Raw genomic sequence first — 23504 nt, 5'->3', positions numbered from 1 at the left:
CTCACGGTGCTGGCCTTTCGTTCGCGGCTGCGGGGCTCGCAAGCTCACTCCTCGCGCTCACTGGGACCAGCCTTTCGTTCGCGACTGCGGGGCTCCGCTGCGCTGCACTCCTCGCGCTCACTGGGACTCCCCGGCACGAAGGTGTGCGGCGGTGAGTCGTCGCCGCACGTTCACCGACACCGCGGCGCTGAACGCCAGCGCCAGCGCCAGCAGTCCGACGCCGGTGCCCAGCACCGGCATCCAGTCGACGCTCAGCAGCGGCGGCGGATCGGGGCGGTCCGCCGCCGGGGTGAGGATGACAAGCGGGGCCATCGTCGCCGCCACACCGATGCCCACGGCCAACCCCACCAGCACACCCATGCCGGCGAGCAACGACTGCTCGGCCAGCAGCGACCGGGCCACCAGGCGGTGGCCCGCGCCGAGGGTGTGCAACACGGCCAGTTCGCCGGCCCGGCGCCGCGCCGTGGCGCTGACGTCCACGGCTACCCCCACCGCGGCCAGCAGCACCGCCGCGAGGGCGGCGACGAAGAGGGCACCACGGGCACCCACACCGAACGGGTCGCGAGCCAGCTGGTCGGCGACGTCCCGCCGATCCAGCACGGTCAGACCGTCGAGCGCGGCGGCTGCCCCGGCCACCTGTGCCGCCGCGCCGGGCTGGGCGGCCACCCACCACTCCTGCGGCGAGCGGACGATGCCGTGTGCGTGGAACAGCCGGCCACGCAACGACGGCAGGTCGACAAGCAACGCGGCGTCCTCGACGTCACCGGGCAGAGCCGTGACCCGGTCGACCACGACGAGATCGACCTCGGCGCCGCCGAGGAACAGCCGGGTCTGCGTCCCGACGTCGACGTGCAGCATGTCCAGCGCCGCCGCGGTGGCGACCACCGGCACCGGGTTCGTGCCGGCCGGCCGGGTGACGGCCAACTGCACCGGGGTGTCCGGGGCATTCCAGCTCACCGGCATGTCACGTGCGTAGCGGCCGGACAGGGTGGCGCCGGCGCCGGTGGACGCGGTGGCGGTGCCCGCCCGGTCGACCACCTGCCACGGTCCGTCCGCCCCCAGATCGACCGGGGTGCCGGTGCTGGTGTCCGGGCTGGCCCGCAGGTCCGACAACCGCCAGTCGAGGCTCAGCCGTGGGCCACCGCGGGTCTCGGTGGTGAAGCCGGCCAGCCGCCACTGCCCGTCGCCGGCCGGCAGTTCGACGGAGAACCGTAGCGGCTGGCCGTCCCAGCCGGTCGAGCCCAGGACCAGCCGGCGGTGTTCGCCCCGGGCGTCGCTGAGCACGACCTCATGGCGGATCCGCCCACCCGTGCCGACGTCGACGACACCCCGGGTACGCAGCTGACCGGTCAGCCACCGGGTGTCGGTCGGCAACACCGTCGCCGGTGCCGGCACCCGCGCGTCCGCGAGGTCGCCGAGCAGCCGGCCGGTGGATCCGCCGGCCAGGTCGGAACGCAACCGCAGCACCCCGTCCGCGGCACCGGCGTCCACCGCCACCATGGTCGCCGGTTCGGCGCCGGCGCCGAACCGTACCGGCTCCCGCCAGGCGGGCAGGACCGCCCGGGTACCCGGCAGGTCGGCGAGCTGCTCGGCCCGGCCGTCCGGGGCGGCACCGGTGGTCTCGGTCAGCCGCAGGTCGGCGCCGACCCGGTGAGCGGCCTGGTCGTCGAGGGACCGTTGCGCTGTCCCGGCGAGCGACCAGGCCAGGGTGCCGACCGCCACGGCGAGGGCGAGCAGCAGCACCGGCCCGGCGTGCGGGCGCCGGCCGGCCTGCCAGGTGCCGAGCAGCACGGCGGTCCACGGCCGGCGGTCCACCCAGCGTTCCGTCAGCCGCACCAGCGGCGGCAGCAGCCGCAACGCGAGCACCGCCCCGGCCAGCACGCCGAGCGTCGGCGCGGCCGCCAGCAGCGGATCGACCCCCAACTCGCCGCCCCGCGACCGGGACAGCGGCGACGAGTACCTGCTCAACTGGTACCAGCTGAGCAGGGCCAGGCCCACGAGCAGGACGTCCAGACCGGCCCGCTGCACCACGCCCCGCCGGCTCGGGCGGGACCGGCTGGCCAGGTCGGCGACGTAACTGTCGCCTCGGCGCAGACTCGGGCCGATCATCGCGACCGCGCAGCCGGCGGCCGCGATCGCGGCCACCAGCCACACCGCCGGGTCGGCCCCGTCCGGCCGTAGCGAGACGGCGGCGAGGCCGGGCAGCCGGTCGGCCAGCCCCAGCAGCTCCACGACGAGCGGTGGGGCGAGGACCACGGCCGGCAACACCACCAGGGTGGCCTCCCGGGCGGTCAACCCGGCCACCTGCCAGCGGGCGGCGCCCCGGGCCCGCAGCAGCGCGGTCTCACCCCGGCGGTGCTCGGTGAGCAGGATCGCCACGAGCAGCAGCGCGTACCCGCCGAGCACCACCACCAGCAGCATCGGTGTGACCAGGGCGGACCGGCCGACGAGGGTGGCCTGGCCCAGTCGTCGCACCAGATCCACCAGGTCACCGCTGACCACCGCGGAGTCGCCGAGGCCGGCGTCGGCCGCACTGCTCGTGGTGATGCGGGCGGCGGCGTCGGCGAGCCGGTCCAGGGCGGCCGGACCGATCCCGGCCAGGTCGGGTTCGACAAGCCAGCCGGCGGAGGCGTTGGCCAGGAAGTGGGTGGCGAAGTCGTCCCGGGACACCGTCATCGGGCCGTAGGTGGCCGCCTGCGACAGCGAGCCGGTGCTCGTCTCCGGCGCCAGCCGCCAGTACGCGGCGTCCGGGTCCACGGGGCTGAACACGCCCGTCACGACGACCTCGGTGACCCGCCCGGTGAGCCCGTCGGTGATCGGGACGCGGTCGCCGACCCCCACCCGCAGCGTCGTCGCCGCGGCCGCGCCGATCGCGGTCTGCACCGGATCGGCCCCGGTCCGCGGCCACGCCCCAGAGGTCAACCGGGCGTGCGCGGGCAGATCGTCGAGGAACATCACCGACGCGTAGGTGACTCCGCTGCGGTCGGCGACAGCGTCACCGGTGTCGCCGCGCAACTGCCGGCCAGCCGCGTACCCGGCGGCGCTGACCCGCGCCGGCAGACCGGCCAGGTCGGCTTCGACCCGCTGCCGCAACGCGCCGTCCCGGTCCCGCAGCGCCGCGTCGGTACCTCCGGCGGACGCGCGGACCAGCACCGACCGTTCCTCGGCGGTGGCCGCCGCCAGCACGTTTCGGGTGCCGGAGTCGACGACGTCGCGGTTGTACGCGGCCAGACCGGTGAGCGCGACGGTGGCCACCAGCGCCGCCCCGGCAGCGGCCAGCAGCAGGCCCCTCGTGGCCCGGGCACGCCGCAACGCGAACCTCATCTGTGTGGTACCCCCGCCGGTTCGCGGGCCGGTGCGGCCCCTGGTTGGTGCTCCCGTCATGCACCAGAAGGGGCCGGGGCCGGGGAAAGGTTCGCAGCGGTGATCGTTTCGTTATGCGGGGGCGCGGGCTCAGGTGTCGGTGGCGGCGCTGCCGGGGCCCAGGTCACCGGCGCGGTGGTGCCGGCGGCAGAGCACCTGGTAGCGCACGTCGGCGGTGTCGGCGGTGTCGCCGATGACGACCTGTGCGCCCTCGCGGGCCACCCGCCCGTCGGCGACGCGGGCGTTGAGCAGCCCCTCGCGGCCGCACCAGCAGAGCACCTCGACCTGGATCCGGGCCACCGAGTCGGCCAGTTCGAACAGTCGCTGCGCCGCCGGGAACAGGCTGGAGCGGAAGTCGGTCGCCAGGCCGAAGGCGTACACGTCGACGTCGTAGCTGTCGACCAGGTCGGCCATCTGCTCCACGTGCTCGACGGCGTAGAAGCTGGCCTCGTCACAGATCAGGTAGTCCACCCGCACCCCGTCGGCCCAGGCGTCGCGGACCAGGGTGCGCAGGTCCAGCTCGTCGGTCACCTCGACGGCCTCGTGGGCCAACCCGATGCGGGTGGTCACCTGCGGGCCGAGTGACCGGTCGATGCGGGTGGTGACCAGTCCTCGACGTCCCTGCCGGGCATGGTTGTAGTTCATCTGCAGCGCCATCGTGGACTTGCCGCAGTCCATCGGCCCCCAGAAGAACCGCAGTGCGGCGGCGTGTGCCGGTCGTCCGTCGACGCCACGGGCGGCGACACACCCGGCCGGGTTGTCGGCCGCACCGGGCAGGGTCGGGCGGGCCAGGCAGGTCGGTACGGCGTCGTCGGTCGTCACGGACCGGGAGCCTAGTGCGCGGTGACCCGCGCCCGCGCGGTTGCCCCGACCGGGGTGTCGATCATCGCATCGCCCGCCGGGATCAGAGCACCCGCGGCGGGGTGTTGCCGGCGGCGATGATGGCCCGCCGGATCGGCACCGCCGCCAGCAGCAGGAACCCGACCACGAAGAAGATCAGCAGGGAGACCAGACCCACCCGGTACGAGTTGGTCAACTGGAACACCAGGCCGAACGCGAGGGGGCCGAGCCAGCTGGTGCCCTTGTCGCTGATCTCGTAGAAGCCATAGTACTCGCCCTCCCGGCCGGCGGGGATCAGCTGGCTGAACAGGGACCGGCTCAGCGCCTGACTGCCGCCGAGAACCAGACCGATCGCCGCGCCGAGCACCATGAACGGCAACGGCGCCTCGGCGGGGAGTCGGAACGCCGCGACGATCACCCCGGTCCAGAGCACCAGGCTGAGCAGCACCGTCTTCCAGGCCCCGATCCGCCCGGCCAGGGCGCCCAGCCCCAACGCGCCGCCGAAGGCCAGGAACTGCACCAGCAGGATCGTCACGATCAGGGTGCTCTGTCCCAGCCGCAGTTCCTCGGTGCCGTACTGGCTGGCCAGGGTGATGACGGTCTGGATGCCGTCGTTGTAGACCAGGAACGCCAGCAGGAAGAACAACGTCAGCGGGTACGCCTTGATCTCCCGCAGGGTGCGGCCGAGTTGCCGGAACCCGTCGGTGAGCACGTTGCCGCGGCCAGCCGCGGCCAGCGCGGCGGCGGTGGGGTGCTCCCGCAGCCAGCGCAGCGGCACCAGGGTGAACGCCGCCCACCACAGCCCGGCCGAGACGATCGACCAGCGGGCCAGGTCCAGGGTGCGCTCGGCGGTGCCGTTGTCGAACGACTGCACGGCGACGAGGTTCAACGCCAGCAGCAGACCGCCACCCAGGTACCCCAGCGCCCAACCCCGGCTGGAGATGGCGTCGCGCTCGTCCGGACCGCCCAGTTGCGGCAGGAACGAGTTGTACACCACGATCGCCGCGCCGAAGCTGATGTTGGCGACGACGAACAACGCCCCACCGAGCAGGTACCGGTCCCCGGTGACGAAGAGCATCCCGATGGTCGCCGCGGCCCCGGTGAACGCGGTGGCCGCCAGCAGCCGCTTCTTGTGCAGCGACCGGTCGGCGATGGCGCCGATCACCGGCAGCACGAAGACCGTCAGCAGCACCGACAGCGAGATCAGGTACGGGTAGTAGGAGCCGGCGGCCACCTTGATCCCCAGCGGGTACACGTACCCGACGCACTCGTCGGCGCCGAGTTCGCACCCGGCGGCGACCTCGGCGACGCTGGTCAGGAACGGCCCGAGGAAGACCGTGATGACGGTGGTCTGGAAGGCCGAGTTCGCCCAGTCGTAGAAGTACCAGCCGGTGCGCTCGCGGCGGGTGCTCCTGGGCGGTGGCGCGTCCTGCGCCGCCGGGGTGACCGTCTCGGCCATGGGGGTCCTCCGCCCAGGTGTTCAGGCGGCCCAGTGGCCGCGGCTGCGGTAGACGTCGCGCAGCACGCCGACGTGGTCGGTCATGATGCCATCAACACCAAGATCAAGTAACTCGTGCATCTCGGCAGGTTCGTCGATCGTCCAGACGTGCACCTGCAGACCGAGCCGGTGAGCCATCCGCAGGAACCGACGGTCGACCACCGGCACCCGGCCGTAGCGCACCGGCACCTGCGCGGCGACCACCGACGGTGGCAACCGAAGCGGCCGGCCGGTCCACGAGGCCCACCGCAGCCGGGCCACCCCGCGTACCCCGAGACTGGTGGCGACCCGCCCGCCGGTCAGCGCGCGCAGCCGGCTCAGCCGGGCGTCGCTGAACGAGGCCAGCAGCACCCGGTCGACGGCACCGGCCCGGTCGACGGTGGTCACCGTGGGCGTCACGCCGGCGTCGGACTTGACGTCGATGTTGAACCGCACCTGCGGCCACGCGTCGAGCACCTCGTCGAGGCGGGGCACCACGGCGGAGCCGCCGACCCGCACGGTGGCCAGATCGGCCCAGCGCATCGCGCCCACCCGGCCACGGTGTCCGGTGACCCGTTCCAGGGTGTCGTCGTGGAACACCACGGCCACCCCGTCGGCGGTGCCGTGCACGTCGGTCTCGACGTACCGGTAGCCCAGCTCGACCGCCCGGGCGAACGCGGCGGCGGTGTTCTCGTCGCCGTCGGCGGCGCCGCCGCGGTGGGCGAAGGCCAGCGGCGCGGGCGCGTCGAGGTAGGGATGCGCGGTCGTGGGCACGCGGCGCAGTATGCCTGGCCCGGGTGACCGCCTGGTGGCTGGCCGGCTGCGCGCCGGGTGCGTCCCGTCGTCCACGCCCATCCGATACCCGTCGGTGACTGCCGGATGCCGGGCGGTAGCCTTCCCTGGCCTCAGCGTCGTCGGCAAGGCGACCTGAGCCTGGCTCGTGCCCGGGCTTGCGGCGAGCGCTCAGCCTGCGGTGGGACGGCGCCGGTGTACGCGAGCGAGGTCGACCGGACGGCCGGGGTCGACGTGGCGGGGCCGGTCGGGTTCGTCCGGCCGCAGCGGGGCGAGGGTGTCGGTGATCGCGTCGATGATCCGGTCGGTGGCACGTCGGGCGGCGCCCGGGGCGCCACCGGTCAGGTCGGTCAGCTCCACCGGGTCGCCGAAGTGCACTCGTACCGTCGGGCGACGGACCAGCGCGCGGACGATGCCGCCGAGCAGGCCCTTGGGGGTCTGGTAAGGCAGCACCTCGTGGGATCCCCACTGGGCGACCGGGACGACGGGCGCACCGCAGGCCAGGGCGAGACGGGCGGCACCGGTCTTGCCGCGTTCGGGCCACATGCCCGGGTCCAGGCCGATGCGTCCCTCCGGATAGACCAGGATCGGCGCGCCGGCGGCCACCGCGGCGGCGGCGTCGTCCAGGGCCCGGTGTACGCCGCTGGTGCCCCGGTCGACGCGGATGTGCCCGGCGCGGCGCATCGCGACGCCGATCAGCGGAGCCCGGAACAGCCCGCCGGTGGCCATGATCCTCGGTGCCACCCGGCGGGCCCGGCAGGCCGCGGCGAGCACGATCGGGTCGAACGGGCTGATGTGGTTGGCGGCCAGGATCAGCGGTCCGCCGCGCAGCCGGGCCGGTATGTCGCCGGTGACCCGCAGCCGGGCCAGCATCCCGACGACCAGGCGGGCCAGCAGCAACGCGACGCGCCAGATCAGCGGCGGACGCCAGGGGGAGTGGGCTGCTTCCATCAGCGGGACATGATCGCACGGCGAACCGACGAGGCACCGCCCAGGGCGGGTCGTACGGCAGGAGTGAGCAGGGTCATTGGTCCCGGTCCGGTTCGGGCCACCCGCCCCTGCCATTGCGTGTACGACGCGCAGTAGTATTTACTACGTCTTGTAGTACGACTGGCTGGGGGTCGCAGGTGGACGCGTTGGACGTCGCCCGCTGGCAGTTCGGTGTCACCACCGTCTACCACTTTCTCTTCGTACCGCTGACCATCGGCCTGTCCGTCCTGGTCGCCATCCTGCAGACACTCTGGCACCGCACCGGAGACGAGAAGTACCTCAAACTCACCAAGTTCTACGGCAAACTCTTTCTGATCAACTTCGCCATGGGCGTCGTCACCGGCATCGTGCAGGAGTTCCAGTTCGGCATGAACTGGAGCGACTACTCCCGCTTCGTCGGCGACATCTTCGGCGCGCCCCTGGCCATCGAGGCCCTCGTCGCGTTCTTCCTCGAATCCACCTTCATCGGCCTGTGGATCTTCGGATGGGACCGGCTGCCCAAACGCCTGCACCTGGCCAGCATCTGGGCCGCCGCCATCGGCACCAACCTGTCGGCGTACTTCATCCTCGCCGCGAACTCGTTCATGCAGAACCCGGTCGGCTACCGCTACAACCCGGACACCGGACGAGCCGAGCTGACCGACTTCGTCGCCGTGCTGACCAACAAGGTCGCCCTGATCACCTTCCCGCACACCATCGCCGGCGCCTTCCTGGTCGCCGGATCGCTGCTGGTGGCCGTCGCCCTGTGGCACCTGATCCGCAACCGCGACAGCGCCGACACCCCCGCCTACCGCTTCGCAGCCCGCTTCGGCGCCTGGGTCACCCTCGCCAGCGCCGCCCTCGTCGTCATCACCGGCGACATCCAAGGCAAGATCATGACGCAGGTGCAGCCGATGAAGATGGCCGCCGCCGAGGGCCTCTACACCACCGAGAGCCCCGCCTCGTTCTCCGTACTGACCATCGGCAGCCTGGACGGCAGCCGGGAACTGTTCGCCCTCAAGATCCCGTACCTGCTGTCCTACCTCGGCACCGGCGACCCCAACGGCACTGTGCAGGGCATCAACGACCTCCAGGCCAGCTACAGCGCCCAGTACGGCGCCGGCAGCTACACCCCGATCATCCCGGTCACCTACTGGAGCTTCCGAATGATGATCGGTTTCGGGCTCGCCGCCGCCGCCATCGCCCTGCTGGTGCTCTGGACCCAACGCAAGGGCCGCACCGTCCCGAACAGCACCTGGCTGCTGCGCGCCGGCCTGGTCATGCCGATCCTGCCGCTGCTGGCCAACTCCTTCGGCTGGATCTTCACCGAGATGGGCCGCCAACCCTGGATCGTCTTCGGCGAGATGCTCACCCGCGACGGCGTGTCCCGCAGCGTCTCCCTGACCGAGGTGCTCACCTCCTTCACCGCCTTCACCCTCATCTACGCCGTCCTCGCCGTCATCGAGGTGAAACTGCTGATCCGCTACGCCAGAGCCGGCGTACCCGACGTCACCCCGGCCCCCGAACCCGACGACACCGACGACGCCGAGCGCCCGCTCGCCTTCGCCTACTGAGTCCGGAGCCCACCGTGGAACTGACCACCATCTGGTTTCTCCTCGTCGCCGTGCTGTTCACCGGCTACTTCATCCTCGAAGGCTTCGACTTCGGCGTCGGCATGCTGCTGCCCGTGCTCGGCCGCGACGACCGGGAACGCCGCGTCATGATCAACACGATCGGGCCGGTCTGGGACGGCAACGAGGTCTGGCTGATCACCGCAGGCGGCGCCATGTTCGCCGCCTTCCCCGAGTGGTACGCCACCCTCTTCTCCGGCTTCTACCTGCCCCTGCTGCTCATCCTGCTGGCCCTGATCGCCCGCGGCGTCGCCTTCGAATACCGCCACAAGCGACCCGAGGTGTCCTGGAAACGCCGCTGGGACAACGCCATCTTCTTCGGCTCGCTCGTCCCGGCGATCCTGTGGGGCGTCGCGTTCGCCAACATCCTGCGCGGCGTACCCCTGGACGCCGACCACGAGTACGTCGGCGGCCTGCTCAACCTGCTCAACCCGTACGCCCTGCTCGGCGGCGCGACCACCGCGGCGCTGTTCGCCGCCCACGGCGCCGTCTTCGTCGCCCTCAAGACCGTCGGCGACATCCGCCACCGCGCCGCCACGCTCGCCGTGCGCCTGGGCGTCGCCGCCGCGGTCCTCGCGGTGGCCTTCCTGAGCTGGACCCTGACCATCCGCTCCAGCACCGCTGCCGTCGTGCTCGCCGTCGCCGCCGGCCTGGCCCTGCTCGGCGGCCTCGCCGCCGCCACCGTACGCCGCGAGGGCTGGGCGTTCACCGGAACCGCCACGGCGATCGGGCTGGCCGTGGCCACCCTGTTCGCCGCCCTGTTCCCGAACGTGCTGCCCTCCACGCTCGATCCCGCCGGCACCCTCACCGCCACCAACGCCGCCTCCACCCCCTACACCCTCACGATCATGACCTGGGTGGCGGTCTTCTTCACCCCGATCGTGCTGGCCTACCAGGGCTGGACCTACTGGGTGTTCCGCAAGCGCATCGGCGTCGCCCACATCCCGCAGCACTGACCGGCCGCCGGACGGGCGGGGCCCCGCCCGTCCGTTACGCCGCCGTCAGGGTCTGCTCGGCGCGGCGGCGCACCACTTCCAGCACCCGTGCCGCCACCGCCAGGTCGTCGGCGGAAAGATCGGCCCACAGCCGGGCTCCGATCTCGGCCGAAGCCGCGGCGACCAACTGCTGCGTGTGCCGTCCGGTCGGGGTCAGCGCCACCCGGGAGACGTCGGTGGACAGCGGCGCCACCAGTGTCGCCGCGATCAGCTCGGCCAGCGTGGCGTGTGCCGTCGCGGTGGGCACCTTCACGGCGTCGACCAGCCGACGAGCGGCCTCGGCGCGGGGGAGCGGGACATCGGCGGCGGCCAGCGCGTTGAGCAGCAACGCCTGTACGAAGGTCAACCCGAGGCGGCCCAACTCCCGCTCCAGCACCGCCCGGGTGGCGTAGTGGGTCCGACCGAGGATCTGCCCGTTGAGCGTGGTGGACATGTCAACCCCTATTCATTGGCTGAGCCAACATTGGTCGGGCCAACGTACCACAGGTCGTGGGTGCCGCCAACGAAATGCCGTACAGTCACCCCCATGGAGCACCCCAGCGCCCACCCACCCGGCCGACTACGCACCACCCCCAGCTGGCTGCTCACCCAGACCGCCGCCCACGCCGCACGCCTCGTCACCGCCGCACTCGGCACCCGCCACGCCCGCGGCTACCACTACCGACTACTGGCGACCCTCGCCGAAACCGGCCCCGCCAGCCAAGCCGACCTCGGCCGACACAGCGGCATCGACCGCAGCGACATCGTCGCCACCGTCAACGACCTCGCCGACCGCCACCTCGTACGCCGCCAACCCGACCCCACCGACCGACGCCGCAACATCGTCCACATCACCCCCACCGGCCAACGCGAACTCGTCCACCTGCAACACGCCCTCGACACCGCCCAGGACACCCTGCTCGCCCCACTGGACCCCACCGACCGCCACGAACTCGTCCGCCTGCTCGACCTCCTGCTCACCCACCACAACGAACCGAAAGGCTGACCATGGCCCGCGCCCACCACTACGCCACCACCGTCACCTGGACCGGCAACCTCGGCACCGGCACCAGCGGCTACCGCGACTACCGACGCGACCACGACATCACCACCGACGGCCGCCCACCCATCCCCGGCAGCTCCGACCCCACCTTCCACGGCGACCGGACCCGCTGGAACCCCGAACAACTCCTCCTGGCCGCCCTGTCCCAGTGCCACATGCTCGCCTACCTGCACCTGTGCGCCGACAAGGGCATCGTCGTCACCGACTACGTCGACCACGCCACCGGCACCATGACCACCGACAACACCGGCAACGGCCACTTCACCGAGGTCACCCTGCGCCCCCGGGTCACCGTCGCCGACCCCACCACCACCGACATCGCCACCGCCCAGCACGACGACGCCCACCACACCTGCTTCATCGCCAACTCGGTCAACTTCCCGGTCCACCACGAGCCCGTCACCACCACCTGAACCCACCGGAAAACACGGTCGACCGCACCGCCACGACCGTTATCGTCGGCCCGTGCCCGACGTGCGTGAACTCACCCCCGACGACCTGACCGACGCCTGGCAGCTCGGCCGGCTCGCCTTCGGCTCCGACCCGCAACCACCCCCACCACCCAACCCCACCGGCCGCACCCTCTACGGCGCCTTCGACCCCACCGGCACCCTCATCGGCAAAGCCGTCGACCTGCACGACGACCAGTGGTGGGCCGGACACGCCGTACCCGCCGCCGACGTCGCCGGCGTCGCCGTCGCCCCCGAGGCACGCGGCACCGGAGTAGGCCGAGCCCTGCTGAAAACCCTGCTCCGCAACGCCCGCGACCGTGGCGCCGCCGTCAGCACGCTGTTCCCCACCACCGCCGCCCCCTACCGCGCCTGCGGCTGGGAGATCACCGGACAGCTCCGCACCCTCGACCTGCCCACCGCCACCCTGCCCCGACACCGCCCCGACCCACGGCTGACCGTCCGCGCCGGCACCACCGCCGACCTGCCCAACACCGCCGAGCTCTACCGCCGCGTCGCCCACCACCGCAACGGCCTGCTCACCCGCACCCACCCCCGGTTCACCGCCACCGACGAACTGCCCTACGACGGGCTCACCCTCGTCGAACACGACGGACACCTGCTCGGGTACGCCGGCTGGGACCGTGGCCGCGGCTACGGCCCCGACGCCGTCCTCACCGTCGAAGACATCCTCGCCACCACCGCCGACGCCGCCCGCGCCCTCGTCGGCGTCCTCGCCAGCTGGCACAGCGTCACCCCGACCCTGCGCCTGGCCCCACTACCCGGCGACACCATCAGCACCCACCTGCCCCTGGAACGCGCCCGCGAACACGAACGCGACGCCTGGATGCACCGACCCGTCGACATCGTCCGCGCCGTACAGACCCGCGGCTGGCCCACCCACACCCACGGCCAGGTCACCTTCACCCTCACCGACGACCTCGCCGACTGGAACACCGGCACCTGGCGACTCACCGTCGCCGACGGCCACGCAGACCTGCACCGCAGCACCGACCACACCGACCTGCACCTGACCGTACGCGGCTTCGCCCGCCTCTACACCGGCACCGCCACCGCCCGCACCCTCGCCGAAACCGGACTGCTGCACCACAGCACATCCGACCCGAGCGCCCTGGACCTGCTCGCCGCCGGACCCACCGCCCACCTCATCGACTACTTCTGACAGACGCCGGTGGCCCGGCCCGGCAGGCGATGCCGGACCGGGCCACCGGTCGGATCGACACCCTCAGCCCGCCTCACGCAACTCCGCCAACCGGGCCTCGATCTCCGCCAACTCCGCCCGCAACTTCTCCGCCTGCCGCTCCGCCTCCGACCGCTCGGCGGCCAAGATCTGCTCCACCGCCTCGTGCACCCCCGGCACGTCCACCAACGCCACCATCCGCAGCGCCTCCGCCGGCTTGAGCACGTACGGCTTGGCCAACACCTTCCCGCCCTGCTGCGCCGCGACCGTCCACTCGCCCTCGGCATAGGCCAACGTGACCGTCAGACCCGCCGGCCCCCTCGGCTTCGTCGCCTTCACCGCCCGCCGAGCCGGCTTCGCCTCCACCTTCGACCCCACCGTCTCGTCCACCCTCGGCTCCTCCCGACCCGACTGCTCCTCCCGGCGCTGCTGCTCCTCGCGGCGCTGCTCCGGCACCCGGTCCAGCACGAACTCCGGCGTCACCGCCGCCGGCTCGACCGGCGCCGACTCCACCTTCGACTCCGCCGGCCGGCGACCCGCGCCGCGCGGCGCTACCGCCACATCGGCGGGGGAGAAGGGCAACTCGTCGCGCCCGAACCGCACCACCACGAACTCGTCGGACTCCGCCGGATCGGTCAACTCCACCACCTGACCCAGCTGACCGGCGATCTGACCGGCCGCCGCCGTGAACACCACCTTCGGCTTGCGGCCCGCGGCCAACGCCTCCCGGATGCCGCGCACCTCGTCCTCGGACAAACCCTGACCAGCGGCACCCATCGCCCAACCTCATTCCTCGTACACGTGTTCAGCCGCCTGCCTTGATACCAGCCGCCAGCGACAACACGAAGATCAGCCCCCCAGTGCCCGCAACGCCCGATCGGCGTGCTCGTGCATGCCCAACTCGCTGTGCACCACCTCGACGACCCGCCGATCGACCCCGATCACGAACGTCATCCGCCGCGTACTCAACGGACCCAACGGCAGCCGCCGCCGCACTCCGAACCGATCCGCCACCACACCGTCCGGATCCGACAACAACGGATAGTCGAACCCGTGCAGCCGCGAGAACTCCGCCTGACGCCGCACCGAATCCCGACTGATGCCCACCCGCTGCGCCCCCACCGCCGCGAACTCCGCCGCCAGATCCCGGAAGTGACAACTCTCCGCCGTGCACCCCCGCGTCATCGCCGCCGGATAGAAGAACAACACCACCGGCCCCGCCGCCAAGAACTCCGTCAACCGCCGCGGCCGACCCGTCTCGTCCGGCAACTCGAAATCGTCGACCAGATCACCGACACCCACACCCGCCACATACCCTCCCCACCGACACCGTCGCCGCGAGCGTATGCCAGGCCGTGCGCTCGGCCACACCGCGCTACCCGCCACCACGACCACGCCGGTAACGTCCCCGACATCGGCTCGGGGCAGGGGAGAGGTCCGTTGACCAAGGTCACCATCATCACCGGCGGCAGCCGCGGCATCGGCGCCGCCACCGCCCGCCGCCTCGCCCACGCCGGCCACCACATCGCCCTCGGCTACCGCCGAGACCACACCGCCGCCGACACCGTCGCTGCCGACCTGCGCGCCACCGGCGTACGCGCCATCGCCGTACCCGCCGACACCCGCGACCCCGACCAGGTCACCGCCCTGTTCGACGCCGCAGCCGACCTCGGCACCCTCACCGGCCTGGTCAACAACGCCGGCATCACCAGCCCGATCGGGCCCTTCACCGACCTGGATCCCGACGACCTGCGCCGCGTCGTCGACGTCAACCTCGTCGGCTACGTCCTCTGCGCGCAACAGGCCGCCCGCCGCATGGGCGACGGCGCCGCCATCGTCAACCTCTCCTCCGTCGCCGCCACCCTCGGCAGCCCAGGGGAGTACGTCCACTACGCCGCCGTCAAAGCCGCCACCGACACCCTCACCATCGGCCTGGCCAAGGAACTCGCCCCCCGGGGCATCCGCGTCAACGCCGTCGCCCCCGGCATCATCCGCACCGAAATCCACGCGCTGTCCGGCCAACCCGACCGACCCGAGCGCGCCGCCAGCCGCATCCCACTCGGCCGCCCCGGCGAACCCGACGAGGTCGCCGCTGCCATCGCCTGGCTGCTCAGCCCCGACGCCTCCTACACCACCGGCACCATCCTCCGCGTCGGCGGCGGCCTCTGACCGCCCATGCCCGCGCTCGTGCCACCCGCCCGGCCGCCTGCACCGCCTCCGGCAACCCACCATCGACGCCGACGGACTGCGCCTGCGCCCCTGGCGACCCGGCGACCGCCCGGCGGTACTCGTCGCCTACGCCGACCCCACCATCCAACGGTGCACTGTCGCACCATCACCGGCGCCGGAATGCACTCCGGCCCGGCGGGTAGACCCGCGAAGGCCGCCACCGCGCTGAAGGTGCCCGGCGGCCACTCGACGCAGGAGGGGAGCCGACATGCAGACCACCTACGACTCGGTGGACGACCTGGCCGCGGCGTTGCGCCGGGCGGCGTCCGCGCACGACCGCCACGAGAAGGACCTCGGCCACCCCGACCCCGACTGGCCCGACTGGTACGCCCGCCACATGGTGGACGAGCGCACCGGCCACGAACAGCACCGCTGAGCGGTCGACGGCAGGTGCCCGTTCAACGTCAGGCAGGCCACGGCACCTCGTGGTACGTGATCCGCGAGGAGACGGTGACAATATGCTCGTGCCGCCGCAGTGGACCGTCCCGTAGCGCGTCGAGGTCGACCGATCGGGCCTCGACGAAGACCGTCGGCCAGGTGAGATCCGGTACGGGTTGACTGCTCAGGGGGTCGCCGAGCCGGGACCACTCAGCCTGCGCAACCCAGTCCTGTGACCATCCAACCTGGACAGTCCAGCCCTGCCCGGGGACGGAGTAGCCCAACCCGGGCCGAGGTAGCAGCAACCCGTCCTCGGTCCTACCGTTCGCCGCGTAGTACCCCTCGATCTCCTCGATCGCCGAGTCGGTGTGCGGTACCAGGCCGGCGGCTCTGGCATGCTTGTCGACCTCCCGCAGCACCTTGAGCAGGTCGCCGTCGGCCCCGAGGTACCTGATCTCGCTGAGACTGCAACTGAGGCGGTACTCGTCGTGGCCCCACAGAACATTTGTGTCCCCGGCATGGCAGATGTCCCGTGTTGCCACCGCGACCGGCCTGAGCGGCGCCGCCCGGCCCACGTCGGAGAGCAGGATGCTGATCTGCTCTGCGCTCGACGCGCTTGCCTGCCGGACCGCTGCCGATTGCGCTTCCCGGCTGGCTTCGTCGCGTGTGGGCGCGTCCGACCCGCAGGCCGTGAGCGTGAGCACCAGAGCTGTGGCTGTCGCCGCAGCGACCAGGTGACGAGCAGTCATGGTTGCGAGGATGATGGCCGCCTTGTGGCAAAGCATGAGTCGCCGTACTCACGTCGCTGCCGCACCGTCGGCGGTGTGAGCGCCCGCTCGTCGACGGTCTGCCAATCGATTCGATAATGCACATTATGTAAAGCTGACCAGAGTCGCCTCGCTGGGTCGCCCCCGCGAGGCACGGACGTCAGTTGGTCGGGCCGAACCTGACCTCTGCGGTCTCGACGGTGCCGCCCTGACGTCCGGGTGCCTTCTGGAAACCCCAGTAGAGGTTGGTGTGGGCGACGACCTGCTCCGGCGGCGGCGCACCGTAGGCGGTCAGGTCCTCGGTGGTGTGCGCGTCACCCACAAGCGTCGTGTCGTACCCCCGGACGAACGCGCCGTGCAGGGTCGACCGGATGCAGGCGTCGGTCTGCGCGCCCGTGACGATCAGCCGGCCCACGCCGCGCTCGGCGAGCACCGTCTCCAACTCGGTGTCCTCGAACGAGTCGCCGTAGCGCTTGTGCACAAGCGCCTCGCCGTCCTCGCGGAACAGCTCGGGCACGACCTGCCAGCCATCGCTGCCCTGCGGCAGACTCTCGTCGGAGTGCTGCACCCAGACGACCGGTACGCCCTCGGCGCGGGCCCTGCCGAGCAGAGTGTTGATGTTGGCGATGACGCCGTCGCGGTTGTGGGTGCCCGCCACCACCCCGTTCTGCACGTCGATGACGAGCAGGGCCGTATTGGGTCGCTCGGGCAGGGTCGTCATGGCACGCCTCCGGTGACGGTGAATTCGGTGATCGCACCGTAGCCCCGACCCCTGACAGAAACGCTCCCCTCCCCACGGGCGCGGAATGTGAGAATCATGCATAATATCCCTTATGCATGACAAAAAGGACGAATCGGTAGTCCTACTGATCGAGGAGTTCCTGACCGCCCGGGCGACCCGCAAGCCCTCCCCCCATACCCAGGCGGCCTACCGGCGGGATCTGACAGCCGTCGCCGCGCTCGCCGCCGAACTGTCCACCCCTCCCCTCCCCCCGACCGACCTGCCGGTCGACGCGCTGTCCCCCAGGATGATGCGGGCCGCGTTCGCCCGATTCGCCGCCGGACGGGCGGCCAGCTCCGTCGGTCGGGCCTGGTCGACCTGGAACGGCTTCTTCTCCTTCCTCGTCGCCGAGCAGGTGGTGTCCGGTAATCCGATGCCGGCCGTGGGACGCCCCCGCACTCCCCTGCCGACGCCCAAGCCGCTGCGCGGCGAGGACACCCCGGAACACCTGCTCACCTCGGTCGCGCGGGCCGAGGGTCGGCAGCGGGATCCGTGGCCGGAGCGGGACGTGGCGGTGCTGGCGTTGGCGCTGTGCGCGGGGTTGCGGCTGTCGGAGTTGCTGGCGTTGCGGGTCGGTTCGCTCGGCGGTCGTCCCGGTGAGCGACGGATCGAGGTGACCGGCAAGGGTGGGCGTCCCCGGGTACTGCCGGTCGAGCCGGACCTGGACGCGGTGCTGGCGACCTACCTCGACAGCCGGGCCCGCCGCTTCGGCACCCGTACCCTGCGCCAGGTGTCGCCGCTGCTGGTCGACCGGCAGGGTGAGCCGCTGCGCCGGGGTGGTCTGCAGTATCTGGTGGAGTCCTGCTACCGGCGGGCCGGGATCGGTGACCGGGTGCCGCGCGGAGCGCGGTTGCACGCGCTGCGGCACACGTTCGCCACCCGGTTGGCCGAGGACGGTGCCGGGGCCGCCGAGATCATGCGGCTGTTGGGGCACGCGTCGTTGGCGTCGTCGCAGACGTACATCGAGGTGACGTCGGCCCAGCAGCGGGAGGCGGTGCGGGCCAACCGCACGTATCGGGCGTTGGCCGGGTTGTTGCCGGCTGCTGACTGACCGGTGGGAGGTGGATGGCACCGTCGGTGGTGGTGTGCGAGGCTGGCGGCGACGCGACTGGCGGCATCGGGGATGGGATCGACCATCGGGAAGCTCGTCGTGGGGGTCGTCCGCCTGGGCCCGCCACGGGCGAGGTGAGTCATGTCGACGACGATGACCGCGCGGTTGCTGCCGGGTGCGCCGGTGGCGGAGGCGATTCTGGCCCAGGTGGCCGAGGGTGTGGCGGAGCTGCGGGCGGCGGGGGTGACGCCGACGTTGGCGACGGTGCTGGTGGGTGACGACGAGGCCAGTGCCGGTTACATCCGGATCAAGCGGCGGCAGGCGGCGGAGCTGGGTTTCGCGTCGCCGCACGTGCGGTTGGCGGCGACGGCGTCGCAGGCCGATGTGCATTCGGTGCTTGCCGACTTCAACGCCGATCCGGGTGTGCACGGGGTGTTGTTGCAGCATCCGATCCCCGGCGGTCTGGACTACGACCGGGCGTTGGAGGTTCTCGACCCGGATTCGGATGTGGACGGGATGCATCAGGTCAACATGGGGCGGCTGGCGTTGGGGTTGCCGGGGCCGCTGCCGTGCACGCCGGCGGCGATCGAGGCGTTGTTGGCCTGGCACGGGGTTCCGGTGGCCGGCCGTGAGGTGGTGATCCTGGGTCGTGGGGCCACGTTGGGGCGGCCGTTGGCGATGCTGCTGGCGCAGAAGCGGTCGACGGCGAACGCGGCGGTGACGGTGGTGCACACGGGGGTGGCGGACTGGCCGAGGTACACGCGTCGGGCGGAGATTCTGGTGGCGGCGGCTGGTGTGCCGGGCATCGTGCGGCCGGAGCATGTGCGTCCGGGTGCGGTGGTGGTCGGTGGTGGGGTGCGGTACGCGGGGCGTCGGTTGCTGCCGGATGTGGACGAGTCGTGTGCGCGGGTGGCGGGGGCGATCACGCCGAGGGTCGGTGGGGTGGGTCCGGTGACGGTGGCGGTGTTGTTCCGCAACGCGTTGCGGGCGGCGCGGTCAGCCGTTGGTCTGGCGGGCCAGGTTCAGAGCGTCGGTGACGGCGGCGGGGATGTCGGTGATCGGGTAGATCACGGAGGTGATGGTGCGGCTCTGGTCGACGACCAGCACGAGGCGTTTGAGGCGGGTCTGCTGGCCGGCGCGGAAGGTGGGCAGGCGTAGGGCGGCGGTCAGCCGTAGGTCGGTGTCGGAGAGCAGGTCGAACGGGATGGCTTCGGCGGCGGCGAAGGCGGCCTGTTCGTCGGGGCGTTGGGTGCTGACGCCGTGGACGGTGGCGCCGGCGGCGGTGAAGTCGTTCCACTGCTGGCGGAACAGCCGGTTTTCCAGGGTGCATCCGGCGGCGCCGGGGATGTCTGTCCAGTGTGGCGGGGTGGGGGTCGGGTTGCCGGTGCCGGGATAGGTGAACAGCACGGTGGTGGGGGTCGTGGCGACCGGGTCGGTGGGTGTGTGGTCGGCGCTGGTGAGGGTGACGTCGGTTGGTATCCGGGTGCCGACGAGGGTCTGAACGCGGGTGGCCTCGGGCCCGTCGGGGCTGGTGGTGGCGGTGAGGCTGCCGTCGCCGAGCACCCAGCGGTCGGCCCAGTCCTGCATGGCGACGAGGGTGGGGAGCAGCGCGCGGCCGCGGTCGGTGAGCACGTACTCGTGGCGGGGTGGGTGGTGCTGGTAGGGACGGCGGGTGAGCACGTCGTGGTCGACGAGGTCGTTCAGGCGTTGGGTCAGCACTTTGCGGGAGACGCCGAGTTCGGTGACGAGGGTGTCGAAGCGGTGGTGGCCTCGGGCGATCTCGCGTAGCACGAGCATGTTCCACCAGTCGCCGATGACGGCGGCGGCCTGGGCGATGCCGCAGGTGTCGTCGGCGCGGCGGCGGTTGGTCATGGTCGGATCCTGCCTCAGTGGTGCGTAGGGGTGTACGGGGCCACGCCTCCATAGTAAGTTCCCTTTGGGAACTCACCGGGAGGTGTGGCGGTGTCGGTCATGGGGGCCACCTTCGTGCGCAACTGGCGGGTCACTCTGCGCGCCTACCCGTGGACCTACTTCGTCGGCACGCTGGCGACCGGGGTGCTGACCATCGGGGTGTCGATGCTGGCGTACCGGGCCATCGGGGGAGGTCGGGTCGGGGCGAGTTTCACCGCCGCCACCGGAAGTGCCGACTATCTCGGTTACGTCACCATCGGCGCCGCCGCGCTGACCTTCACCACCCGGATGGTGCTGTGGGTGGCCAAGGCGCTGATCACGGAGTACCGCGAGGGCACCCTGGAGAGCCAGTTGCTCACCCCGGCGCGGCGGCTGCCGTACCTGTTGGGGGTGACGGCGCAGGCGTTGAGCACCACCGCGGCGGAGATAACCGTGCTGGTCGCGGTGGCCGGCGTGCTGGGGGTGCGGCTGAGTGTGCCCGAGCCGCTGACGTTGCTGGCCGCGACGGTGGCGGCGACCGTGGCGGTGGTCGGCATGTCGGTGCCGTTGAGCGCGCTGATGCTGGCCGCCGGTGAAGCGCACATCACCCAGAACACGCTGTTCACCGCGATGGCGCTGCTGTGCGGGTTCACCTTCCCCACCAGCTACCTGCCGCAGGCGGCACGCTGGCTCGGTGAGGTGCTGCCGGTGACCTGGGCGCTGCGGGTGCTGCGGGCGGCCACCCTGCCCGGTGCCGACGTCGACCCCTGGCCCGCATTCGCGGTCTGTCTCCTGCTGGGCGGGGCGTACCTGCTGGTGGGGTTGTCCATTCTCGCGCCCGCCGAACGGCGGGCGCTGCATCGGAGCGCGCGCGCATGAGCACTGGCATTGTCACCACCGACCTGCGCAAGACCTTTCCGGCCCGCCGTTGGCGGGGCTGGCGTCGCCGGCCGGCCGTCGCGCCGGTGGCGGCGGTCGACGGGCTGTCGCTGCGAATCCCACCCGGTCAGGTGACCGGCCTGTTGGGTCTCAACGGTGCCGGCAAGACCACCACCATCCGGATCCTGTCCACCCTGCTGCGGCCGACCGCGGGCACGGTGCGCGTGGACGGGTTGGACGTGGTCGCGCACGCTCGTGAGGTTCGCCGACGGATCAACGTGATCTCCGGTGGTGAGCGGATGGTGTACGACCGGCTGACCGCCCGGGAGAATCTGTGGTACTTCGGCCAGCTGTACGACGTGCCGCGCGCCCGGTTGCGGGTCCGGATCGGGGAGCTGCTCGATCTGGTGGGGCTGACCGAGGCGGCGCACGTGCCGGTGGAGCGGTATTCGCGGGGCATGCGTCAGCGGCTGGTCATCGCCCGGGGTCTGATCAACGACCCGGCGTACCTGCTGCTGGACGAACCGACGTTGGGTCTGGACGCGCCGATCGCCCACCAGTTGCGGGCGTTGATCGCCCAGCTGGCCGCCGACGGGGTCGGGGTGCTGCTGACTTCGCACTACCTGGCCGAGGTGGAGCAGCTGTGCCGGCACGTGTACCTCATCGCCCGGGGGTCGCTGGTGGCCCAGGGCAGTCCGGCGCAGTTGGCGGGCCAGACGGTTCGCCGGCACACCGTGCGGCTGGTGCTCACCGAGGACGATCCGGCGGTCACGGCTGCGCTGCGTGAGCTGGCCGCCCGGCACGACGCGGAGCTGAGCGTCGACGTGGACCAGGAGGGCCGGCCCCGGTTCGCGTTGCGTCACCCGGAGGATCTGGTGGGGGCGGTGGTCACGGCGGTGGTGCGGCGGGGCGGGGCGATCGCCGGGCTGACCGTCACCCCACCGACGCTGGAGGACGCGATCCTCACCCTGGCCGGCCCGGCGGTGGTGGCGCGGTGAGCCATGCTCTGCGGGTCGTCGCGGCCGAGGCGCTCAAGCAGCACCGGCGGCTGTTCGGGCAGCCGTTGGTGTTGTTCTCCATGCTGCTGTGGCCACTGCTGACCCTGGCGGCCACGTACTACACGGTGCTGCCGGTGATGGAGTCCGCGGCGGCGCCGCAGCGGTGGCCGGTGGCCGCGGAGCCGCGCCGGTTGCTGGCGTTTCTCGCCGCTGGCGCGTTGGCGTACACGTTTTTCTTCTCGCTGGTCCAGTCGGCGTGGCACTTCTCGTTCGAGCGGGTCAGCGGCACCTTGGAGGCGTTGTTCCTCTCCCCCGCCAGCCGGATGGCGTTGGTGATCGGTAACGGTGCCGCGGCGCTGACGCAGAATGCCTGGTTGTTCGGCTGTTTCGCGGTGGCCGCGGCGGCCGCCGCCGACGTGTTGGACGTCGCCCATCCGGGGATGTACGTGGTGGCGGCGGTGGCGTTGTTGGTGCCCGCGGTGGCGTGGGGCGCGTTCCTGAACAGTTTGTTGATCTTTTCTCGGGACTCGGCGTTTCTGTACACGCTGCTGGACGATCCGCTGTGGTTCGTCGCCGGGGTGCGCCTGCCGTTGTTCGCGCTGCCGGTGTGGATCAAAGCGGTGGGCCTGGCGTTTCCGCTGACCAGCAGCCTGGTGGTGCTGCGGGGGGCGTTGTTGGATCGCGCGGACCTCGGTGACCTGGCGGTCCCGGTGGGGTGGTTGGCGTTGCTGACCGTCGCCCTGTTCGTCGGGGCTGCGATGCTGCTGCGCCTGGGCGAGGCACGGGTCCAGCGCACCGGCGATCTCCAAGTGTTCTGACGCGGGTGGCTTCCCGGGTGCTAGCCGAGGTCGACGACCAGGGGCCGGTGGTCGGAGATGGTCGACAGCGGGGTGCGCACGGCCGCGACCGGGGGTAGCTGGTCGAAGCCGTGCCGGTCGGCGAGGATGTGGTCGAGCTGGACGCGGGGTTGTGCGGCCGGGTAGGTGGGTCGGCGGCCCAGCAGGTGCCAGCCGGAGACGGCGCGGGTGGCCCAGGCGGGCAGGTTCAGGTCGCCGAGCAGGATGCGGGGGGCGGGCAGGGCGCGCAGGGCGCGGATGACCTGGCGGAGTTGGCGGACGTTCCAGCCGGCGACGAAGGACAGGTGGGTGGCGGCGACGGTGAGCGGGCCGTGTGGGGTGTCCAGTACGGCGGCGAGCACGACGCGGGGTTCGTCGCGGAGCAGGATGAGGCCGCCGCCCGGGCCGGGCACGTAGACCGGGGAGCGTACCGGGGCGGGGTGCAGTCGGGTGACCCGCCAGCTGGTGACCGGGTGGCGGGAGATCAGGCCGACGCCGTAGCAGGGTTCGCCGTGGCCGTCGTCGTCGTGGTTCAGGGGGCGGAACGCCTCGCCGGGGGTGCCGACGACGGCGGCGGCGAAGCGGTGCTCGGGTGCGCCGACGGCCTGGGCGGCGATGGCGGTGAGGTCGAGGTGGCCGCTGCGGGACTGGTCGCGGTCGACCTCCTGCAGGGCCAGGACGTCGGCGTCGAGGGCGGCGACGGCGGCGGCCAGCCGGGCCGGGTCGACCAGGCCGTCGGCGAGGGACCGTCCGTGCAGCAGGTTGAACGTGGCCAGGCGCACGCTGTCACCTTAGCGACGGCGTGGGACAGTTGCCCGATGCTGCGGGCGTTGTGCTGTTCGGTGCTGGTGTTTGTCGCGGTCGGTGGGGTGGGGATCTGGGTGCGGCGTCGTCGGGGCCGGTGAGGCTGGCCACAGCCGGCGGTGTGGTGGGGCC

Annotated in this window: 23 protein-coding genes, 1 pseudogene and 1 riboswitch; of the genes and pseudogenes, 12 read left to right on the top strand and 12 right to left on the bottom strand. The window is 71.9% G+C overall.

Annotated features, from left to right (window positions below; translation table 11 throughout):
* Positions 1 to 117: 117 nt before the first annotated feature.
* The 5 genes from O7605_RS26760 to O7605_RS26740 all read right to left on the bottom strand — a co-directional run bounded on the left by O7605_RS26760 (position 118) and on the right by O7605_RS26740 (position 7423).
* Positions 118 to 3324: an FtsX-like permease family protein gene (locus O7605_RS26760; protein WP_269741733.1), complete on the bottom strand. Its 3207-nt coding sequence runs from the start codon at positions 3322 to 3324 to the stop codon at positions 118 to 120.
* A 129-nt stretch (positions 3325 to 3453) separates the two neighbouring features.
* On the bottom strand, positions 3454 to 4155 hold the full coding sequence (locus O7605_RS26755; protein WP_443084007.1) for a thymidine kinase: 702 nt from the start codon (positions 4153 to 4155) through the stop codon (positions 3454 to 3456).
* Between the two features lie 112 nt (positions 4156 to 4267).
* Entirely contained in the window at positions 4268 to 5662 is a 1395-nt protein-coding gene (locus tag O7605_RS26750) for an MFS transporter (protein ID WP_269741732.1), read from the bottom strand.
* Positions 5663 to 5683: 21 nt separating this feature from the next.
* A complete protein-coding gene (locus O7605_RS26745) occupies positions 5684 to 6454 on the bottom strand; it encodes a glycerophosphodiester phosphodiesterase (RefSeq protein ID WP_269741731.1) in 771 nt (256 codons plus the stop codon).
* A 189-nt stretch (positions 6455 to 6643) separates the two neighbouring features.
* Complete coding sequence (locus O7605_RS26740; protein WP_269741730.1) at positions 6644 to 7423, bottom strand: lysophospholipid acyltransferase family protein; 780 nt, start codon at positions 7421 to 7423, stop codon at positions 6644 to 6646.
* A 176-nt stretch (positions 7424 to 7599) separates the two neighbouring features.
* Here O7605_RS26740 and O7605_RS26735 point away from each other — a divergent pair, with 176 nt between their 5' ends.
* Positions 7600 to 9015: a cytochrome ubiquinol oxidase subunit I gene (locus tag O7605_RS26735; RefSeq protein WP_269741729.1), complete on the top strand. Its 1416-nt coding sequence runs from the start codon at positions 7600 to 7602 to the stop codon at positions 9013 to 9015.
* A gap of 14 nt (positions 9016 to 9029) precedes the next feature.
* Positions 9030 to 10028: a cytochrome d ubiquinol oxidase subunit II gene (gene cydB, locus O7605_RS26730; protein WP_269741728.1), complete on the top strand. Its 999-nt coding sequence runs from the start codon at positions 9030 to 9032 to the stop codon at positions 10026 to 10028.
* 34 nt (positions 10029 to 10062) lie between these two features.
* Here cydB and O7605_RS26725 read toward each other — a convergent pair whose 3' ends face one another.
* Positions 10063 to 10500, bottom strand: coding sequence for a hypothetical protein (locus O7605_RS26725; RefSeq protein ID WP_269741727.1), 438 nt, complete (start codon positions 10498 to 10500; stop codon positions 10063 to 10065).
* A 93-nt stretch (positions 10501 to 10593) separates the two neighbouring features.
* Between O7605_RS26725 and O7605_RS26720 the strand changes: the two genes are divergently transcribed.
* From O7605_RS26720 to O7605_RS26710, 3 genes are read left to right on the top strand one after another with little or no spacing between them, the layout of a single operon-like run.
* Positions 10594 to 11052: a MarR family winged helix-turn-helix transcriptional regulator gene (locus tag O7605_RS26720; RefSeq protein WP_269741726.1), complete on the top strand. Its 459-nt coding sequence runs from the start codon at positions 10594 to 10596 to the stop codon at positions 11050 to 11052.
* 2 nt (positions 11053 to 11054) lie between these two features.
* Positions 11055 to 11522 (top strand): OsmC family protein, encoded by a 468-nt coding sequence (locus O7605_RS26715; RefSeq protein WP_269741725.1) that lies wholly within the window; start codon positions 11055 to 11057, stop codon positions 11520 to 11522.
* A gap of 52 nt (positions 11523 to 11574) precedes the next feature.
* Positions 11575 to 12741 carry a GNAT family N-acetyltransferase gene (locus O7605_RS26710; RefSeq protein WP_269741724.1) on the top strand — a complete coding sequence of 389 codons (1167 nt, stop codon included), beginning with the start codon at positions 11575 to 11577 and terminating at the stop codon, positions 12739 to 12741.
* A 63-nt stretch (positions 12742 to 12804) separates the two neighbouring features.
* On the opposite strand, the gene O7605_RS26705 is transcribed toward O7605_RS26710, so the two are convergent.
* On the bottom strand, positions 12805 to 13536 hold the full coding sequence (locus O7605_RS26705) for a hypothetical protein (protein WP_269741723.1): 732 nt from the start codon (positions 13534 to 13536) through the stop codon (positions 12805 to 12807).
* A gap of 72 nt (positions 13537 to 13608) precedes the next feature.
* Positions 13609 to 14070: a peroxiredoxin gene (locus O7605_RS26700; RefSeq protein WP_269741722.1), complete on the bottom strand. Its 462-nt coding sequence runs from the start codon at positions 14068 to 14070 to the stop codon at positions 13609 to 13611.
* Between the two features lie 129 nt (positions 14071 to 14199).
* Here O7605_RS26700 and O7605_RS26695 point away from each other — a divergent pair, with 129 nt between their 5' ends.
* A complete protein-coding gene (locus O7605_RS26695) occupies positions 14200 to 14928 on the top strand; it encodes an SDR family oxidoreductase (RefSeq protein ID WP_269741721.1) in 729 nt (242 codons plus the stop codon).
* Positions 14929 to 15196: 268 nt separating this feature from the next.
* Entirely contained in the window at positions 15197 to 15364 is a 168-nt protein-coding gene (locus tag O7605_RS26690; protein ID WP_269741720.1) for a hypothetical protein, read from the top strand.
* A 28-nt stretch (positions 15365 to 15392) separates the two neighbouring features.
* On the opposite strand, the gene O7605_RS26685 is transcribed toward O7605_RS26690, so the two are convergent.
* On the bottom strand, positions 15393 to 16115 hold the full coding sequence (locus O7605_RS26685; RefSeq protein ID WP_269741719.1) for a hypothetical protein: 723 nt from the start codon (positions 16113 to 16115) through the stop codon (positions 15393 to 15395).
* 178 nt (positions 16116 to 16293) lie between these two features.
* Entirely contained in the window at positions 16294 to 16854 is a 561-nt protein-coding gene (locus tag O7605_RS26680) for a cysteine hydrolase family protein (RefSeq protein WP_269741718.1), read from the bottom strand.
* 112 nt (positions 16855 to 16966) lie between these two features.
* Between O7605_RS26680 and O7605_RS26675 the strand changes: the two genes are divergently transcribed.
* A complete protein-coding gene (locus O7605_RS26675) occupies positions 16967 to 17965 on the top strand; it encodes a tyrosine-type recombinase/integrase (protein WP_269741717.1) in 999 nt (332 codons plus the stop codon).
* 43 nt (positions 17966 to 18008) lie between these two features.
* A riboswitch (ZMP/ZTP riboswitch) is annotated at positions 18009 to 18092 on the top strand.
* A 14-nt stretch (positions 18093 to 18106) separates the two neighbouring features.
* Positions 18107 to 19123, top strand: coding sequence for a bifunctional 5,10-methylenetetrahydrofolate dehydrogenase/5,10-methenyltetrahydrofolate cyclohydrolase (locus O7605_RS26670; RefSeq protein ID WP_332317153.1), 1017 nt, complete (start codon positions 18107 to 18109; stop codon positions 19121 to 19123).
* Here the strand turns inward: O7605_RS26670 and O7605_RS26665 are convergent.
* Positions 19100 to 19837, bottom strand: a pseudogene (locus O7605_RS26665) (winged helix-turn-helix transcriptional regulator); the annotation flags it as partial. The gene O7605_RS26670 and the pseudogene O7605_RS26665 overlap by 24 nt on opposite strands.
* 99 nt (positions 19838 to 19936) lie before the next feature.
* Here O7605_RS26665 and O7605_RS26660 point away from each other — a divergent pair.
* Genes O7605_RS26660 through O7605_RS26650 form a run of 3 tightly spaced genes read left to right on the top strand, consistent with a single transcriptional unit; the run spans position 19937 to position 22550 of the window.
* Positions 19937 to 20734, top strand: a complete 798-nt coding sequence (locus tag O7605_RS26660; RefSeq protein ID WP_269742756.1) for an ABC transporter permease — start codon at positions 19937 to 19939, stop codon at positions 20732 to 20734.
* Entirely contained in the window at positions 20731 to 21732 is a 1002-nt protein-coding gene (locus O7605_RS26655; protein WP_269741715.1) for an ABC transporter ATP-binding protein, read from the top strand. Before O7605_RS26660 ends, O7605_RS26655 begins: the two co-directional genes overlap by 4 nt.
* Positions 21729 to 22550, top strand: coding sequence for an ABC transporter permease (locus O7605_RS26650; protein ID WP_269741714.1), 822 nt, complete (start codon positions 21729 to 21731; stop codon positions 22548 to 22550). The genes O7605_RS26655 and O7605_RS26650 overlap by 4 nt, the downstream gene beginning before the upstream one ends.
* Before the next feature lie 20 nt (positions 22551 to 22570).
* Here the strand turns inward: O7605_RS26650 and O7605_RS26645 are convergent, their stop codons facing one another.
* Positions 22571 to 23350 carry an endonuclease/exonuclease/phosphatase family protein gene (locus O7605_RS26645; RefSeq protein WP_269741713.1) on the bottom strand — a complete coding sequence of 260 codons (780 nt, stop codon included), beginning with the start codon at positions 23348 to 23350 and terminating at the stop codon, positions 22571 to 22573.
* Between the last annotated feature and the right edge of the window lie 154 nt (positions 23351 to 23504).

Source organism: Verrucosispora sp. WMMA2121 (assembly GCF_027460185.1).
GTDB classification, from domain to species: domain Bacteria; phylum Actinomycetota; class Actinomycetes; order Mycobacteriales; family Micromonosporaceae; genus Micromonospora; species Micromonospora palythoicola.
Note: the sequence above shows the minus strand (reverse complement) of the source record. Positions and strands in the feature narration are given on the sequence as shown.

What these genes read in the sequence shown, in the direction of transcription:
- O7605_RS26760 (WP_269741733.1), bottom strand. Translation starts at nt 3,324, where the DNA reads ATGAGGTTCGCGTTGCGGCGTGCCCGGGCCACGAGGGGCCTGCTGCTG.
- O7605_RS26750 (WP_269741732.1), bottom strand. Translation starts at nt 5,662, where the DNA reads ATGGCCGAGACGGTCACCCCGGCGGCGCAGGACGCGCCACCGCCCAGG.
- O7605_RS26740 (WP_269741730.1), bottom strand. Translation starts at nt 7,423, where the DNA reads ATGGAAGCAGCCCACTCCCCCTGGCGTCCGCCGCTGATCTGGCGCGTC.
- O7605_RS26725 (WP_269741727.1), bottom strand. Translation starts at nt 10,500, where the DNA reads ATGTCCACCACGCTCAACGGGCAGATCCTCGGTCGGACCCACTACGCC.
- O7605_RS26720 (WP_269741726.1), top strand. Translation starts at nt 10,594, where the DNA reads ATGGAGCACCCCAGCGCCCACCCACCCGGCCGACTACGCACCACCCCC.
- O7605_RS26715 (WP_269741725.1), top strand. Translation starts at nt 11,055, where the DNA reads ATGGCCCGCGCCCACCACTACGCCACCACCGTCACCTGGACCGGCAAC.
- O7605_RS26705 (WP_269741723.1), bottom strand. Translation starts at nt 13,536, where the DNA reads ATGGGTGCCGCTGGTCAGGGTTTGTCCGAGGACGAGGTGCGCGGCATC.
- O7605_RS26690 (WP_269741720.1), top strand. Translation starts at nt 15,197, where the DNA reads ATGCAGACCACCTACGACTCGGTGGACGACCTGGCCGCGGCGTTGCGC.
- O7605_RS26685 (WP_269741719.1), bottom strand. Translation starts at nt 16,115, where the DNA reads ATGACTGCTCGTCACCTGGTCGCTGCGGCGACAGCCACAGCTCTGGTG.
- O7605_RS26680 (WP_269741718.1), bottom strand. Translation starts at nt 16,854, where the DNA reads ATGACGACCCTGCCCGAGCGACCCAATACGGCCCTGCTCGTCATCGAC.
- O7605_RS26675 (WP_269741717.1), top strand. Translation starts at nt 16,967, where the DNA reads ATGCATGACAAAAAGGACGAATCGGTAGTCCTACTGATCGAGGAGTTC.
- O7605_RS26670 (WP_332317153.1), top strand. Translation starts at nt 18,107, where the DNA reads ATGTCGACGACGATGACCGCGCGGTTGCTGCCGGGTGCGCCGGTGGCG.
- O7605_RS26660 (WP_269742756.1), top strand. Translation starts at nt 19,937, where the DNA reads ATGGGGGCCACCTTCGTGCGCAACTGGCGGGTCACTCTGCGCGCCTAC.
- O7605_RS26655 (WP_269741715.1), top strand. Translation starts at nt 20,731, where the DNA reads ATGAGCACTGGCATTGTCACCACCGACCTGCGCAAGACCTTTCCGGCC.